Genomic DNA, 15,479 nt, shown 5'->3' with positions numbered 1-15,479 from the left:
CCGCCTGTTTCAGGCGCGGATGAACCGCTGCCGGACCTGGTCGAAGGAGACGGCAAGGATCAGCAGCGTGCCGGCGGCGACCTGTTGCCAGGTCGAGTTCACGTTCATCAGCGTCATGCCGTTGTTGAGCACGCCGACGATCAGCAGCCCGAGCACCGTGCCGAACATCGAGCCCACGCCACCCTTGAGGCTGGTGCCGCCGAGGATGATCGCGGTGACCACGGCCAGTTCGAGCCCGACACCGGTGGTGCCCGAGGTCGAGCCCAGCTGCGAGGCCGAGACCAGACCGGTCAGCGCCATGCAGAGCCCCGAAATCATGAAGCCCACGAAAAGCGTGCGCTTGGTGCGGATGCCGACCAGCCGCGCGGCGGTGTCATTGGCGCCGATGGCATAGATGGTGCGGCCAAAGACGGTGCGCGCCAGCAGGAGGCCCACCGCGACCGCAACCACCACAAAGAGCAGCGTCGCCAGCGGGATATCGAACACCGGCCGCATGATCGCCCAGTCGAACTCGGTGACCCGCACGCTCGAGGCGCCGCCGATCGACAGCACCAGCCCGCGAAAGATCGCCAGTGTGCCGAGCGTGGTGATCAGGGCGTTGACGCCCACCACGGTGACAAGAAAGCCGTTGAGCATTCCGATGCCGATGCCGGTGGCCAGCGCGATGACAAGCGCCAGCGGGATGCCCAGCGACTGCGCCGCGAGGGCAAAGATCAGCGCCACGAAGGCCATGCCACTGCCCACCGAGAGGTCGAACTGGCCGCCGATCAGCAGGATGGTGCCGCCGGCGGCGAGGATGCCGGTGATCGACATGGCGGTGAAGATGTTGACCCAGTTGGCCCAGGTCAGGAAGTAGGGCGACTGCAGGGTGAAGAACCCCACCTCGAGCAGCAGAAACAGGATCAGCGCGGTGCTTTCCGGCAGCGAGATGCTGCGTTTCTCGCGCGGGACGGCGAGCCCTGCGGCCGCCTTGGTTTGGTCAGACATGGGTTCCTCCTCCGGCCACCCGCGTGAGGTTGGCCACCGTGATGTCGTGTTGCGGCAGATGTGCCATGATGCGCCCGCGGACCATCACGACCGCGCGGGTCGCCGCCTGGCTGATGTCCTCGTAATCGGACGAGGCGATCAGGATGCCGTGGCCCTGGCGGGCGAGGTCCCTGAGGATCGCGTAGATCTCTTCGCGCGCGCCGACGTCGACGCCGCGGGTGGGTTCGACCAGCAACAGCAGCCGCGAGCCATTCTCGAGCCAGCGGCCCAGCATGACCTTCTGCTGGTTGCCGCCCGAAAGCGCGGTGATCGGCTCGGCCCCGTCGGCGCGCGAGCGGACCTTGAGCGCGCCATGCCAGTTGCGAAAGGCCCGGGTCTCGGCCGGCCGGCCGATGACGCCGCGGCGCGCCAGCTGCGACCAGCTCGGCGCGGCCAGATTCTCGGCGGTCGAGCGGGAGGCGAGCAATCCTTCGGTTTTCCGTTCCGGCGGCAGGAAGCCGATGCCGCGGGCAATCGCCTCGGCGGGATGGGAAAAGCGCACCTCCTCGCCCTCGAGCCGGATGGTGCCGGCGCTCGGACGCTCGGCGCCGAACAGCGTGGCGGCGAATTCGGGCACGCCCGAGCCGATCTTGCCATAAAGCCCGACGATCTCGCCCGGGGCGACATCGAGATCGACCGCCTCGAAGCCTGCACCGCTCAGCCCGCTGACCGAGATCAGCGGCGCGGCACTGCCGTCCGGGTCATGGCGATAGGCGCTGCCGGCGGGGGCCAGTTCGCGGCCGACCATGGCGGTGACCACCTGCTGCTGGTCGACCTCGCCGACGCCGGCGTTGAGCGAGATCCGCCCGTCGCGCAGCACGCAGACCTGATCGGCGATCTCGAACACCTCGTCGAGCCGGTGGGTGATGTAGAGGATGGCGATGCCCTGCGCCTTCATGTGGGCGATCAGCTCGAACAGCCGCCGGGTTTCCACGTCGGAGAGCGCCGCCGTCGGTTCGTCGAAGATCACGCAGCGCGAGCTGCCGATGGTGGCCCGCGCGATCTCGATGATCTGCCGCTCGCCCAGCCGCAGGGTCGAGACCCTGACGTCGAGCGGAATGCGCGCGCCGAGCGCATCGAGCGCCTCTTGGGCCGCCCGGCGCAGCCGCCGCTGCGAGACGAAGCCCCAGCGGTGGGGCAGGGCGCCGAGGGCGATGTTCTCGGCCACGCTGAGCGTCGGCGCATCGGCGATTTCCTGGGCGATCAGGCGGATGCCGCTGTCCCGGGCCTGTCCCACCGAGCGCAGCGGGGTCTCGACCCCGGCGACCTCTATCTGGCCCGCGTCGGGCTGGTGGTCGCCCGCGAGGATCCGCACGAAGGTCGATTTGCCGGCGCCGTTCTCGCCCAGCAGGGCGGTGACCGAGCCGGCGGGGAGATCAAGGTCCACACCGTGGAGGACCTTGACCGGGCCGAAGGATTTCCGGATGCCCCGAACCGACAGGAAGGGCGCTTTGCTCAGCACGATGCCTCCGGGTAGAAGTCCTGCATGTTCCCGGGGGTGATGACCTCATGCGGCACGAGGATCTGCGGCGCGATCTCCTCGCCCTTGATCGAGGCGATCAGGTTGGGCAGGATCAGAAGCGCGTAGTCCTCGGGGAAATAGGCGGCGGCGGCGACAAAGCCCGGCGCGGTCCAGATCTGGCAGTTGCCGGGATCGAAGTTCTGCACCCCGAGGAAGAGGTTGTCGGTGCGGGCCTGGCTGCGGGCGGCGGCCAGCGCGCCGGTGACCACATCCTCGTTGATGCCGACCACGATCACCCGTTCGGCGCCGGGCAGGGCGGTCAGCGTGTCGGTCATCTGGCGTTGCGCCACGTCGGCTTGGCCGCCGGCGCCGCTGTCGATCACGCGCTCGTTGTTGACCGGGCCGCAGACCGCCTCGAAGCCCTGGCGCATGCCGTCCATCCGCATGTCGTTGACCACGCCCACGGCAAGGCTCTCGAGCGAGACCCAGGCGTCATGTTCGCAGTCGAAGTTTTCCTTGAAATAGCGGCCGAGCTCGTGGCCGACGATCTGTCCGGCATAGGCATTGGCGGCGCCGACAAAGGCGGTCTGGCAGGGCTGCTGCTCGATATCGATGGCGATCACCGGCACCTGCGGACCTTCGGCACAGATATTGGCGGCGGCGGCGGCATCGGCCTGAAAGGTCACCAGACCGTCGACGTCGCGGGTGCGGAACTGCCGGGCGCAATTGAGCGCCTCGGCGGCGTTGAACTTGGAATCGCAGGTGATCAGCTCGACGCCGGCCACCGCGGCGGCTTCTTCCAGACCGCTCTGCAGCGCCTCGGTGAAGGGCACGCCGAGGCCCAGCTGGGTAAAGCCGATGGTCAGCCCCTCGCCGATGCCGGGGGTGATCGGCGCGAAGTCCGCCACTGCCTCTGGCGGGGTCGGGGCCTCTTGCGCCGGGGCGATCCCGGCGAGGGTGATGGCGGCGATGGCGGTGGCGGCACGCAGACAGCGCTGTGCCGTGGTGAAATCAGACATATGGGTCTCCTCCCTGTTGTCGTGTTGTTCGTGGGCCCGGGTGTTCCCGGCTGAGGCGGGTCAGCAGACCCGCGTCACCTCCAGCTTCAGAAGTTTGGCGAGTTTCTCTATCTTTTCCGCCACATGGCCGATGCCCACGGCGCAGTGATGCGCCGGGCCGGCGGCATTCCAGCTCTCGGTAAAGGCGCGGGCGCCGATCGGAAAGCGGTAGCGGCTGTTGGTATTGCCGATCTCGAGGATCGGTCCGGCGGTGCATTCGCCCTCGGCCACCAGCAGGCTGACCTTGCCGGCGCGTTCGATCACCGACAGCAGGGTGACCGGTCCCTGTTTCACCGACATCTCGACCGAGAGGCCACGGCCGACCTTGCCGTGATAGACCTCGAGCGGCCGCACCTTGGTGCGCCCTTCAGCAATCGCCACGTGGCCCGGCCCGTCATGGCCCATCAGCACCACGTCGTCGGTGTAGTCCATCGCGTAATATTCGGTAAAGGAGCCGCCGGCGCCGAAGGCATCCATGATCTTCATCGCCATGGCGTTCTTGATCTCGTATTCGCCCGCCACCGGTACGCCCGCGCCGGTCAGCATCGAGCAGCCGAGGATGACCGAGGCGATGATGTCCTCATGCGCATGACCGGGCACCGAGTGGAAGAAATAGGCCATTGCCCCGAGGCCGCGGGTCTCGACCAGCTTGAACAGCGCGGCGGCGGTGCGGGCGGCGCGGTCGATCTCGGCCGGGTCGCAGCCCTCCTGGATGTCGAACTCGGCCAGAATGCGGCTGCGGGCGGCGGCGATTTCGTCTTCGGACAGGGCGGCGCGGATTGCGGCAAGCTCGTCCATCTCGACATGTTCGAAGATCGTGCCGAAGGCCGCCGATTGCAGCGTCAGGTCGGACTGGATGTCGAGCATGCCGTTGTAGTAGTGGCCCATCACGCCGACGCGGCTGTGCTCGAGCACATGCGCCACCCGGCCGGCCTCGATCCAGCTTTCGATCGCGCCGTCGACCACCGGGTCGCCGTCGAGCACGCCGGTGACCTGATGTACCTCGATGCCGGCGCGGGCAAAGACATTGGCGATCTCGGGCACCGGGCAGGCGCCGCAATTGGCCAGCCAGTCGCCGGTCATCCGGGTGCGGTCGTTGAGCGCGTTGAAGGCGGCATAGTCCATCGCCGCCACCGGCTGCAGGTTGAGGATCACCACCGGCACCCGCGCCCGGCGCACCGCCGGCAGAACGGTCGAGGACAGCGCGTAGGTGGTGACATGCAGAAAGACGATGTCGACATCGGCCTCGCGCAGGTCATGGCCCGCGGCGACGCCGGCCTCGACACTGTCGACGAGGCCGAGGTTGACCACCTCGACGCCGGGCCGCGCCAGCTTGCCCTCGACCGTGCCGAGATAGCCGGTCAGCTTGTCCTTGAGGCCGTCGAACTGCGGCCAGTAGGCCGCCAGCCCGATCCCGAACAACCCGACGCGAAACGGCCGCGCCGCGATAGTGCCTGCATCAAATGCCATGTGTCCTCCCAATGTCCCGCCGGGGGCGGGTCGTGCCGGTGGCCCCGGGCCACCATTCAAAGATTGATTTCTTGCTTTAGGTTAACACTCGTTTTTCTCGCTGCGGTGCAGTAAGGTTTTCGAAATTTGATCTTTAGGATACAAATAATGATCACCGGGAGTCCGCAGGCGGAGGTTCAAGCCGGAGACAATTACTTTGTCTATCTGCCAGAGAACCAGCTGTGTCAGAGCTGGGGCTGCACCGCCCTGTCGACCGGCCATACACGGATCGGACCCGAGAGCGTCTATCCCCCGGCGCGCCACCCGGACGACCATCATTTCGTCTGGGAGAAGGGGCGGACGATCCAAGCCTATCAGTTCATCCTGATCAGCGAGGGCTGCGGCCAGATCGAGACCGGGCCGGAGGGCGCGGCGGCGCAGAAGGTGGGGCCGGGGGACGTGATGCTGCTTTATCCCGGGGTCTGGCATAGGTTCTCGCCCGACCGCCAGACCGGCTGGACCGAGCATTGGATCGAATGCACCGGCGCGGCCTTTGACGCGGTGATGGCGCGCGGGCTGTTTCCGCTGTCGAAACCGCTCTGGCATGGCGGGGCGCGGATCGCCGCGATCTTCGACGAGATCCACCAGCGCGCCGTCAGTGATGCGCTGGGCCAGCAGCCGGCGATCTCGACCCTGGGCCTGCAGATGCTGGCCGAGTTCTGCCAGTCGCGTCAGACCGCCGAGCGGGGCCGGTCGCGTCTGGTCGAGCAGACCCGCCGCCTCCTGATGGAGACCTCGGACCGGCCCAATGCGCTGAGCACCGTCGCCGATGAGTTGGGGGTGAGCTATTCCACCCTGCGCCGGGTGTTTCGCGCCCAGACCGGCCTGTCGCTCAAGGCCTATCAGGACGAGGTGCGCATCCGCCGCGCCTGCGAGCTGCTGCGCTCGTCGAACAAGTCGGTCAAGGAGATCGCCGGGCTGCTCGGCTACAACTCGCCCTATCATTTCTCGTCCCAGTTCCGCAAAGCCACCGGGCTGGCCCCGGCCAACTGGCGCAAGCGCAACGGGCCGAGCTGGCTGCAGACGCGGCATGTGAAGGGCACGGGCAAGCTGTGACGGCGGGCGGCCGGATCGACGTGCTGGTGAACTGACGCATGTCGTCTACCGCCCGCACGAGATGCCCTGCGCCCGGCGCGCTGAGCGTCAGGGCAGCGGCGGGTCGTGCCGCGGGCCGACGGCTGCCGTCAGGTCCGGGGCGCATGTCGTCAGTTCAGCAGGCCGGCGTAGGTCGGCAGCCAGAGGCTGAGCGCGGGAACGAAGGTGATGACCAGCAGCAGCGAGATCAGCACGCCGATGAACAGCCAGATCTCGCGGATCATCTCGCCCAGCGGGATGCCGTTCAACGCCTTGATGATGAACAGAAGGATCCCGTAGGGCGGGGTGATCAGGCCGATCATCATGTTGAACACGATGACGATGCCGAAATGGTGCAGGTCGATGCCCAGGGCCGCCGCGGTCGGGATGAACAGCGGCGTGATCACCAGCATGATCGTCGAGACGTCGAGAAAGCAGCCAAGCACCAGGTAGAGGATGTTGATCATCAGGAAGAACATGATGACGTTCAGCTCGAACTGGTCGAAGAACATGAACACCGCTTGGGGGATGCGTTCGACGGTCACCACGTAGTTGAAGATGAAGGCGCCGCAGAGGACGATGGTCACCACCGCCGTGGACCGCACGGTCGAGGTGACGACTTCGATGAATTCACGCAGGCTCAGCGAGCGGTAGGCCAGCACCGCGAGCAGCAGGGCATAGAAGGCCGATACCGCGGCGGCCTCGGTCGGGGTGAAGGCGCCGCTGTAGATCCCGCCCAGCAGGATGACCGGCATCATCAGCGGTGGCAGCGCGCGCAGGATGATCATCGGGATCGCCCTGAGCGGAACCGCCGCCTCGACCGGGAAGCCGCGCAGCTTGGCGGCGATCGCCACCACGACGCCGAGCGTGACCACCACCATCAGCGCCGGCACCACGCCGCCCAGAAACAGCGCCCCCACCGAGGTCGAGGAGATCAGGGCGTAGAACACCATCGGGATCGACGGCGGAAAGATCGGCCCGACCACAGAGGAGGTGGCGGTGACTGCGCCGGCAAAGCCGCGCGGGTAGCGGTTGCCCTCGATCATCATGTTGGTCAGAATCTTGCCGACGCCGGCCACGTCGGACACCGCGCTGCCGCTCATGCCGGAAAAGAGCAGGCTGGTGAAGATGTTCACCTGCGCCAGCCCGCCGGGCAGCCGGCCGACCATGGCGAGGGCAAACTGCAACAGCCGGTCCGAGATCCTGGAGGCATTCATCACGTTCGCGGCAAAGATGAACAGCGGCACCGCCAGGGCGACGAAGTTGCCGAAGACCCCGTTGAGGACCATCTCGGCGGCCAGGCCCACGTCGCGGCCGCTCATGATGAGGTAGAAGATCGACGACACGATCATCGAGATGCCCAGCGGCATTCCGAGGACCGTCGTGACGATCAGGATGACGATCATCAGCGGAAGCGCGAGTGTGGTCAGCATCGGGTCCTGTCAAATTCTAGATCTGGTCGCGCCAGTCGGGGCGGAGAAGCTCGGCAAAGCGCCAGGCGGACTGGACTGCGAAGGCCGAGACGAAAAGGATGTAGCAGCCGTAGATCCAATGCATCCTGATGCGCAGGACAGGAGATTTCTTGCGGGTCAGAAACTCGAGATAGTCCCAGGTGTAGGGCACAAGCCAGGTGAAGGCGATGACGATGGCCGCCAGGGTCACCAGGCAAAAGCCGCGGCGGGTGCGCGGTGAGACCACGTCATAGACCACGTCGAAGGAGACATGCTCGCGCACCGGGACCATGAAGGCCGCGGCCCAGAACACCGTCCAGATGAAGCAGATCATGACGAACTCTTCGGTCCAGGCCAGCGGATCGTTCAGCACGTAGCGCCAGAACACCTGGATGATGAAGCCGCAGAAGGCCGCCAGGAAAAGCAGGACGCCGACAGTGTCGGCGCCCCGTTTCAGCCAGGGCAGGATCGCGGCGCCCCGAGAGCGTGCCTTGACCGCCATGCGGGCCTAGTTTCCGGCCAGCGCGTTGATCTTCTCGACCCAGCCCTCGGGCCAGTCGGCGGCGCGGTCAGAGGTCATGTAGACCTCCTGCACATGGTTGCGGAACGCGTCGACATCCGGGGTCGTGACCTGCAGGCCCTGCTCTTCGAAGAAGGCGACGAGCCGGTCTTCCTCGGCGTATCGCCGTTCGTTGTTCCAATCGCAGGCGGCCTGGGCTGCTTCGACCATGTGACCCTGCTGGGTTTCGTCCAGTTGCTCCCAGGTCTGGGTGTTGACCGCGATCGGCAGGCCGTCGACCAGATGGCTGGTCAGGGTGATCTGCTCGGTCACCTCATAGAACTTGGCGGCCTCGACCGTGGGAAGGGGGTTGTCCTGGGCGTCGACCGTGCCGGTCTGCAGGCCGAGGTAAACCTCGGAGAAGGGCAGGGGCGTCGGGTTCGCGCCAAGCGCCTCGCCCAGGAACAGCCAGGCGTCAGAGCCGGGCATGCGCAGCTTGAGACCCGCCAGATCCTCCGGGGTCTGGACATCCATCGCGTTGCGCAGGTTGAGCTGCCGGGTGCCCAGGTAGCAGACCGAGAGGATCTCGATCCCCATCTCGCTGCGGACGGTTTCCTTGAACTCGGCGCCGATGTCGCTTTCCATGAAGGCGCGATAGTGGTCGGCGTCCTGGAACAGGTAGCCCGCGGTCAGAAGCCCGAACTTCGGGATCGCGTCGGCGATGAGCTGGAACGAGACATAGGCCATCTCGGCATTGCCGCGCTGCAGCGCGTCGAGGTCGCCGTTCTGGCCGAACAGCGAGCCGGAATCATAGAGCTGGATGTCGAAGGTTCCGGGCTCCAGCTCGTCGAGCGTGTCCTTGAAGACGCCCATGGCCTGGGTGTGCAAATCGGTCGGCACGGACACGGTGGTGAACTTCACCTCGACCGGGTCCTGCGCAAGCGCGGCCCCGGCGGTGAGTGCAATGGCCGAGACCGCGGATGCTGCGAGACGGGTGATCTTTCGGGTTGTCATATGGCTCCTCCCTCCATGATGGCGACTGTGGAACGGTCTTCGCTCCCGACGATCCTGTGCCGTCCAGCCGGTTTTGACAATCGGACCTTGCATCATTCTCCGGCTGATGTAAACACTGGTGCGACGCTTGATCGTACATCTGATTGTATCAGTTATCGGCTTAAGGAGGGCCATCATGTCGGACAGGGCCGAATTGACCGGAATCGTCTGCGCGGCGGCCACGCCGGTGGATGACCGATACCGCATCGAGGTGGCGCGGCTGGCGCAGCATTGCGCGCGGGTGCTGGACGCGGGCTGTGCCTTCGTCTCGGTCTTCGGGACCACCGGCGAGGGGGCCTCGTTCGCCTCGGCCGAGAAGATCGAGGCACTGTCGGGGCTGGTCGCGGCCGGCGTGCCGGCCGGGCGCCAGATACCCGCCATCATGACACCGGTGCTGACCGAGGCGGCCGAGATGCTGGCCGCGACGGAAGGGCTGGGATGCCGCGCCGCGCTGGTGCTGCCGCCGTTCTATTATGACGGTGTGGGCAACGCGGGGGTTGTCGCCTTCTTCGAGGCGCTGCTGGCGCGCGCCGGATCGACCGAGATCGATCTGCTGCTCTACAACATTCCGCGGTTCTCGCGGATCGCCTATACCCCCGAGCTGGTCGCGCTGCTGATCGAGCGGTTCGGCGACCGGATCGTCGGCGTCAAGGATTCGACCGGCGACCTGCAGAGCGGTCTGGCCTTGGTCAAGACCTTCCCGCAGCTCGCGGTCTTTACCGGCGACGACCGGGTGATGCCCCCGCTGCGGCAGCAGGGCGGGGCCGGGATGATCGGCGGGATGCCCAACCTCTTTGCCGCCGATGCGGTGCGCATCCTGGCCGCGCCCGAGGCCGGCGGGACCGAGGCGCTGCGCGCGGCCTCGGCGCGGCGGATCGAGACGGTGGACGGCCATGGCGGGCTGCCGGTCCTGAAGGCGATGCTGGCCCGGCACTACGGCCACCCGGGGTGGGCGCGCGCGGTGCCGCCGCTGGCGGCGCTGCCGGAGGCGGCCGAGGCCCGGGTTCTCGCCGCCTTTGCCGAAACAGGCTACATTCCGGGTGACAGCACCTGACCGACAGCGACCGGGAGACCCCTGATGACCGCAGCACATGACCGCACCGGCGCCGGGGGCGACCCGTCCGATACGCCGCTCAAGAAGGCCGCCTATGACCGGTTCCAGCAAGCCTTGCTGCAGGGCCGGCTGCGGCCCGGGCAGGTGGTCTCGCAGAAAGAGCTGGTGACGCTGCTCGACATGTCGATCGGGGCGCTGCGCGAACTGCTGCCGCGGCTCGAGGCCGAAGGCCTGCTGCACGTCATGCCCAAGCGCGGCATCCAGATCACCAGCATCGACCTGCCGATGATCCGCGACGCCTTTCAGATGCGGATCGCGCTGGAACGCGAGGCAGTGCTGTCGGCCCTGCGCAAGATGCCCGACGAGGTTCTGCAGGCCGAAGAACAGAAGCATCGCGGCCTGCTCGACCAGCTGACCGCGCGCGGCGACCCGCCGCCGGAGTTCTTCGACCAGTGCCAGGACATCGACAGCGCCTTTCACGACCTGCTGATTTCCGCCACCGGCAATGACCTCATCATTCAGGCCTATCACGTGAACTCGATCCGCATCCGGCTGATCAAGCTCGACCGGATCAGGCTGACCCGGCGGACCTTGCCCTCGGCCTTCGGTGACCATCTGGCGGTGATCAAGGCGCTCAGGGCGCGCGATGCCGCCGCCGCCGTCGCGGCGATCGAAACCCATGTGCGCAACGCCCGCGACCGGGCGATCGAGCTTTGACCGCATGGCGGCCCGCGCGCCCATCGACCTGCGCGCGCCGGCGGGACGGTCGCGACCCCGCCGAAGTGTGCCTGCCCGGTGGCGCTGGGGCCCCCGGCCCGGACCGTTCAGGACGCGCACGCCGTGCCCTCTGACCGTGGCTGGCGACTAGAGCCGGAGGCCCGCGTGCCCGAAATCACCATTGATCCCCTGGAGACGAGACCATGACCGAAACCGGCGAACACCCGATGCTGCACATGATCGGCAATGCGCATCTCGATCCCGTCTGGCTGTGGCGCTGGCAGGAGGGCTGCGCCGAGGCGATCGGCACCTGCTGGGCGGCCATCGACCGGCTCGAGGAGGGCGAGGGCTTTGTCTTTTCCAAGGGCGAGGCGCATATCTATGCCTGGATCGAGGCGCTGGATCCGGAGCTCTTTGCCCGCATAGCCGACTACATCGCGCAGCGCCGCTGGGTGGTGGTCAACGGCTGGTGGATCCAGCCCGACTGCAACATTCCGTCGGGCGAGAGCGTCATCCGACAGGCGCTCTATGGCAAGCGCTACTTCCGCGAGAAATTCGGGATCGATGTGCCGACCGGTTACAATGTCGACAGTTTCGGCCATCCCGGCACCTTTCCCATGCTGCTGCGCCACACCGGGACGACCAGCTACACCTTCATGCGGCCCAACGCCTCGGAGCTGGACCTGCCGGGCGAGATCTTTCGCTGGCGCGCCCCGGATGGCTCTGAGGTCGAGGCCTTCCGGATTCAGGGCGCCTACAACACCTCCAAGCGCGAGATGCCCCTGCCGGAAAAGACCGACCTGCATTATGAGAAGATCGCGGCGGCCGGCCATCCCTTCATGTGTTTCTACGGGGTCGGCAACCACGGCGGCGCGCCGACCAAGGCCAATATCGACGAGATCGAACGCCGCATCGCGGCCGGCGAGCGGCTGAAGTTCTCCGACCCCGAGACCTTCTTCGACGAGGTGGGGGAGGGTGACTGGCCGGTCTTCGCCGAGGAGCTGCAATTTCACGCCGTCGGCTGCTATGCCGCCGCCTCGGCGCTCAAGGCCCTGAACCGCAAGGCCGAAAGCCTGCTCGAGCAGGCCGAGGCCGCGGCGACTCTGGCCAGCCGGGAAACCGGCGTGCCTTATCCGCGCGCGCGGTTCGAGCAGCTCTGGCGCATCCTGCTGTTCAACCAGTTCCACGACACCCTGGGTGGCACCAGCCTCGAATCCGCCTGCATCGATTCAGAACGCGAACTGGGCGGCGTGGTCCACGGCGCCGAGCTGGAACTGAACGCCGCCATCCGCCACCTCGCGCGCACCATCGCGCCCTCGCCGCATCCCGAAGATGCCACCATGCTGCTGGTCAACCCCAACGGCCAGGCTGCGCGGTGCCTGATGGAAGCCGAGCCCTGGGTGGACAAGGATATCGTGTCGCGGCGGATCGTGGTCGACGAGGGCGGCGCCCCGGTGCCGTTCCAGTATGCCGACCCGCATGGCAAGACCACCGGGCTGCAACGGATCGTCTTTCCGCTGGAGCTGCCCGCCTATGGCTGGCGGATGCTGCGGTTCAAGGTGGACGCGGCCGGCCTTGGCGCGCCACCGGTCGGGTTCGGCGCGCCGGTGACGCAGCGCAGCTTCCGGACCGCGGGCTACGCGATGGAGATCGACGACACCGGGGCCATCACGCTGCGCGACGGCTCGGGGGGCGAGATCCTGACCGGCCCCGGCCACAGGGCAATCCTGGTCGACGATTCCTCGGACACCTGGGGCCACGGCGGCAAGTCCTTCGGTCTCGGGGGCGAGGCCATGGCGCTGCGGGAGATCAGCCTGATCGAGCAGGGCCCGGTGCGCACGGTGGTCGAGGTGACCTGCGGGGCGCGCGCCTCCCGCATGACCACGCGGATCATCCTGCCGGAGGATGGCACCCTGCCGGTGGAACTGCGCGTGCAGCTGGATTGGCGCGAACGGCGGACCTTGCTCCGACTGGCCTATCCTCTGGGCGCGACCGGGATGGAATGCGAGGTGCCCGGAGGCTGGGCCGCCCGGCCGATGGACGGCCGCGAGGTTCCCGCGCTGCGCTGGCTTCGCGCCACGGGCCCGCACCGCGAGGTCGCGCTGGCCAGCGATGCCAAGTATTCCTTCGCCGGCAAGGACGGGACCGTCTATCTTACCGCCGTCCGCTCGCCGGTCTTTGCGCACCACGATCCGATCCCTGTCGAGCCCGGCGCGCGCTACCGCTACATGGACCAGGGCGAGCAGGCCTTTACCGTCTGGGTGCGGGCCGCGCCGAAGATCAGCCGCAAGGCGGCGGTGGAGATGGCCGAGACGCTCAACAAGCCGGTGGTGGTGACGCCGCATGTGGCGCGGTCCGGCACGGCGGGTCCGCGGGGCCAGTGGCTGCAGGTCGAGGCGGGTGCCGCCCATGTCTCGACCCTCAAGATGGCCGAGGACAGTGACATGCCGGTGTTGCGGCTCTGTGATCTGGACGGGGCGGGTGCGCGCGTCCGGATCGACGGCCGGGACGCGGCCCTGCGGCCGAGGGCGCTTGCGTCCTTCGGGCTTGGCGCCGAGGGGCTCGTCGATCTGGACGGCCTGGAACGCAGGACGGCGCGTTCGTCGGACCCGGGCGGGTCCTGAGGGCGGCTTGGGACAGGACCCGGCGGCCGAGGGGTCAGCCGGCGGGCCCTGTCCGGTCCCTTTTACGAGACCAGGGTCAGTTGCGGCAGCGCGATGACGATCATCAGGGCGACCAGCATCGCCAAGGCAAAGGGCAAGGCGCCGAGAAAGATGTCGCGCAGGGTGATCGACGGGTCGTCGAGCGAGCCCTTGATGACAAAACAGGCGATGCCCAGCGGCGGCGTCAGCAGCCCGATCTCGGTGCCCAGCACGGTGATGATCCCGATCCAGATCAGGTTGGCGTCGAAACCCGCGAAGATCGGCAGGAACAGCGGCACCAGCACGAGGATGATCGAGGTCGAGTCGAGGATCGTGCCGAGAAAGATCATCAGCAGCACGTAGATCAGCAGGATATGCGCGAAACTCGCGTCGAGCCCGCCGATCATCTGTGACAGCTGGCTGGGGATGCCGGACACGCCCAGCATCCGGCTGTACATGCTGGCGGCGATGATCAGGAACAGGATCGAGGCGGTGATGCGGCCTGAATCAAACAGGATGTGCCAGAACCGCCGCGCCGAGATCCGGCCCTTCACCAGCGCGATGAGCATCGCGAAGAACGCCCCGGCGGCGCCGGCTTCGGTGGGCGTGAACACGCCGCCGTAGATGCCGCCGAGCACGACGAAGATCAGCAGCGCGGCGGGGAAGATCAGCTGCAGGCCGGCGAGGACTCCAAGCCGGTCTTCACTTTCGGCCTGCACGGTCGCCCGCCCGGTAAATCCGGGAAAGTACCGCGCGAGAATGAGGATCAACGCGCAAAACAGCACCGCGAGCACCAGGCCGGGCAGGATGCCGGCCACGAACATCGCGGCGACGGAGACCTCGGCCACCAGCGCATAGATGATCAGCAGGACCGAGGGCGGGATCAGCATCCCGAGCACCGAACTGCCGGCAACGACCCCGACCGAGAACCTCGGCGTGTGGCCGTAGCGGATCATCTCGGGCACGGCGATCCGGGTGAAGATCGCGGCCGAGGCGATGGAGATGCCGGTGATCGCCGCGAAGATGGTGTTGGCCGCGACGGTGGCGATGCCCAGCCCGCCGTTGAAATTGCGGAACACCGCATTGGCGACGCGAAAGATGTCCTGCCCGATCCTGGCCTCGGAGACGAATATCCCCATCAGCACGAAGAGCGGCACCACCCCGAAGGAATAGCTGGCCACCGTGTCCTTGGCCGCCAGGGTCAGCAGGCTGATGGCGACATCGACGTTGCCCTTGACCAGCAGGATGCCGACGAAGGACACCGAAGACAGCGCGATGGCAACATGCATGCCAAGGTAGATCAAGCCGACCATCGCGACGAGCGAGACGGCTCCGATTTCAATGCCCGACATTGGGGTCTCCTGTGTTGGGTCCGCGCTGTCCGAACAGCAGGGTCACGGCCTTGTCGCCGAAATTCACCGCGCCCCAGGCGCTGCCGATGACGATGCAGAGCAAGGCGGGCCAGATCGGGGCGGTGAAGATGCCGGGGTTGCCGGTGAAATGTCCGCGCAGGATCGCGAGGGTGAGCTTGCCCCAGACGCCATAGGCGATGGCGGCCAGCACCAGGACGCCGATGAGGCTGAAGAACAGATCCATCATCCGGGCGATCGCGGGCCGCGATCGCTGAAGCGCGCTGAAGAGTGCGTCAGACCGGACCAGAGCGCCGGTGGCGATGGAGTTGGGCAGCATCAGGAAGACGATCGCCACGATCGTCAGCTCGACGATCTCGAGAACGCCGGAAATCGGCCGGTCGAACAGGAACCGGGCCGCGATGTCGGAACAGATCAGCAGCATCTGCAAGAAGATCAGAAGGGTTCCGACGCTTGCCATCACCTGGTTGATGAGTGTCAGCATTCGTTTCATTTCACGTGCGTCTCTCGCGGTTTGCAGGGCAGTCGCCGCCCGGCGGGTCCTTTCGGACACCGCCGGGCGGC

13 protein-coding genes are annotated in these 15,479 nt (G+C 67.0%); 4 read left to right on the top strand and 9 right to left on the bottom strand.

Annotation, left to right across the window (positions count from 1 at the left end):
• Positions 1-9: 9 nt before the first annotated feature.
• From VOI27_RS13090 to VOI27_RS13075, 4 genes are read right to left on the bottom strand one after another with little or no spacing between them, the layout of a single operon-like run.
• Positions 10-987, bottom strand: coding sequence for an ABC transporter permease (locus tag VOI27_RS13090; RefSeq protein ID WP_323765800.1), 978 nt, complete (start codon positions 985-987; stop codon positions 10-12).
• On the bottom strand, positions 980-2,488 hold the full coding sequence (locus VOI27_RS13085) for a sugar ABC transporter ATP-binding protein (RefSeq protein ID WP_323765799.1): 1,509 nt from the start codon (positions 2,486-2,488) through the stop codon (positions 980-982). Before VOI27_RS13085 ends, VOI27_RS13090 begins: the two co-directional genes overlap by 8 nt.
• Entirely contained in the window at positions 2,482-3,507 is a 1,026-nt protein-coding gene (locus VOI27_RS13080; protein WP_323765798.1) for a sugar ABC transporter substrate-binding protein, read from the bottom strand. Before VOI27_RS13080 ends, VOI27_RS13085 begins: the two co-directional genes overlap by 7 nt.
• A gap of 60 nt (positions 3,508-3,567) precedes the next feature.
• Entirely contained in the window at positions 3,568-5,016 is a 1,449-nt protein-coding gene (locus tag VOI27_RS13075; protein WP_323765797.1) for an arabinose isomerase, read from the bottom strand.
• A 147-nt stretch (positions 5,017-5,163) separates the two neighbouring features.
• Between VOI27_RS13075 and VOI27_RS13070 the strand changes: the two genes are divergently transcribed.
• Positions 5,164-6,111, top strand: a complete 948-nt coding sequence (locus VOI27_RS13070; RefSeq protein ID WP_323765796.1) for an AraC family transcriptional regulator — start codon at positions 5,164-5,166, stop codon at positions 6,109-6,111.
• Positions 6,112-6,260: 149 nt separating this feature from the next.
• Here VOI27_RS13070 and VOI27_RS13065 read toward each other — a convergent pair whose 3' ends face one another.
• The 3 genes from VOI27_RS13065 to VOI27_RS13055 are packed head-to-tail and all read right to left on the bottom strand — an operon-like array spanning position 6,261 to position 9,093.
• Positions 6,261-7,562, bottom strand: coding sequence for a TRAP transporter large permease (locus VOI27_RS13065; RefSeq protein WP_323765795.1), 1,302 nt, complete (start codon positions 7,560-7,562; stop codon positions 6,261-6,263).
• Positions 7,563-7,578: 16 nt separating this feature from the next.
• Complete coding sequence (locus tag VOI27_RS13060; RefSeq protein ID WP_323765794.1) at positions 7,579-8,082, bottom strand: TRAP transporter small permease; 504 nt, start codon at positions 8,080-8,082, stop codon at positions 7,579-7,581.
• A gap of 6 nt (positions 8,083-8,088) precedes the next feature.
• A complete protein-coding gene (locus VOI27_RS13055; RefSeq protein WP_323765793.1) occupies positions 8,089-9,093 on the bottom strand; it encodes a sialic acid TRAP transporter substrate-binding protein SiaP in 1,005 nt (334 codons plus the stop codon).
• A 175-nt stretch (positions 9,094-9,268) separates the two neighbouring features.
• On the opposite strand from VOI27_RS13055, the gene VOI27_RS13050 reads away from it, so the two are divergent.
• From VOI27_RS13050 to VOI27_RS13040, 3 genes are all read left to right on the top strand, one after another.
• Positions 9,269-10,186: a dihydrodipicolinate synthase family protein gene (locus tag VOI27_RS13050; protein ID WP_323765792.1), complete on the top strand. Its 918-nt coding sequence runs from the start codon at positions 9,269-9,271 to the stop codon at positions 10,184-10,186.
• Between the two features lie 24 nt (positions 10,187-10,210).
• The gene (locus VOI27_RS13045; protein WP_323765791.1) at positions 10,211-10,903 is read left to right on the top strand and encodes a GntR family transcriptional regulator; all 693 of its coding nucleotides are present in this window, start codon (positions 10,211-10,213) and stop codon (positions 10,901-10,903) included.
• A 203-nt stretch (positions 10,904-11,106) separates the two neighbouring features.
• A complete protein-coding gene (locus VOI27_RS13040) occupies positions 11,107-13,527 on the top strand; it encodes a glycoside hydrolase family 38 C-terminal domain-containing protein (RefSeq protein WP_323765790.1) in 2,421 nt (806 codons plus the stop codon).
• A gap of 62 nt (positions 13,528-13,589) precedes the next feature.
• On the opposite strand, the gene VOI27_RS13035 is transcribed toward VOI27_RS13040, so the two are convergent.
• Positions 13,590-14,897: a TRAP transporter large permease gene (locus tag VOI27_RS13035; protein ID WP_323765789.1), complete on the bottom strand. Its 1,308-nt coding sequence runs from the start codon at positions 14,895-14,897 to the stop codon at positions 13,590-13,592.
• Positions 14,884-15,399, bottom strand: a complete 516-nt coding sequence (locus tag VOI27_RS13030) for a TRAP transporter small permease subunit (RefSeq protein ID WP_323765788.1) — start codon at positions 15,397-15,399, stop codon at positions 14,884-14,886. The genes VOI27_RS13035 and VOI27_RS13030 overlap by 14 nt, the downstream gene beginning before the upstream one ends.
• Between the last annotated feature and the right edge of the window lie 80 nt (positions 15,400-15,479).

This window comes from Marinovum sp. (assembly GCF_034669705.1).
Lineage (GTDB): Bacteria > Pseudomonadota > Alphaproteobacteria > Rhodobacterales > Rhodobacteraceae > Marinovum.
Note: the sequence above shows the minus strand (reverse complement) of the source record. Positions and strands in the feature narration are given on the sequence as shown.

Excerpts from the sequence above, each read along its gene's own strand:
- VOI27_RS13040 (WP_323765790.1), top strand. The coding sequence starts at position 11,107 with ATGACCGAAACCGGCGAACACCCGATGCTGCACATGATCGGCAATGCG.
- VOI27_RS13090 (WP_323765800.1), bottom strand. The coding sequence starts at position 987 with ATGTCTGACCAAACCAAGGCGGCCGCAGGGCTCGCCGTCCCGCGCGAG.
- VOI27_RS13045 (WP_323765791.1), top strand. The coding sequence starts at position 10,211 with ATGACCGCAGCACATGACCGCACCGGCGCCGGGGGCGACCCGTCCGAT.
- VOI27_RS13075 (WP_323765797.1), bottom strand. The coding sequence starts at position 5,016 with ATGGCATTTGATGCAGGCACTATCGCGGCGCGGCCGTTTCGCGTCGGG.
- VOI27_RS13050 (WP_323765792.1), top strand. The coding sequence starts at position 9,269 with ATGTCGGACAGGGCCGAATTGACCGGAATCGTCTGCGCGGCGGCCACG.
- VOI27_RS13080 (WP_323765798.1), bottom strand. The coding sequence starts at position 3,507 with ATGTCTGATTTCACCACGGCACAGCGCTGTCTGCGTGCCGCCACCGCC.
- VOI27_RS13055 (WP_323765793.1), bottom strand. The coding sequence starts at position 9,093 with ATGACAACCCGAAAGATCACCCGTCTCGCAGCATCCGCGGTCTCGGCC.
- VOI27_RS13070 (WP_323765796.1), top strand. The coding sequence starts at position 5,164 with ATGATCACCGGGAGTCCGCAGGCGGAGGTTCAAGCCGGAGACAATTAC.
- VOI27_RS13060 (WP_323765794.1), bottom strand. The coding sequence starts at position 8,082 with ATGGCGGTCAAGGCACGCTCTCGGGGCGCCGCGATCCTGCCCTGGCTG.
- VOI27_RS13035 (WP_323765789.1), bottom strand. The coding sequence starts at position 14,897 with ATGTCGGGCATTGAAATCGGAGCCGTCTCGCTCGTCGCGATGGTCGGC.
- VOI27_RS13065 (WP_323765795.1), bottom strand. The coding sequence starts at position 7,562 with ATGCTGACCACACTCGCGCTTCCGCTGATGATCGTCATCCTGATCGTC.
- VOI27_RS13030 (WP_323765788.1), bottom strand. The coding sequence starts at position 15,399 with ATGCTGACACTCATCAACCAGGTGATGGCAAGCGTCGGAACCCTTCTG.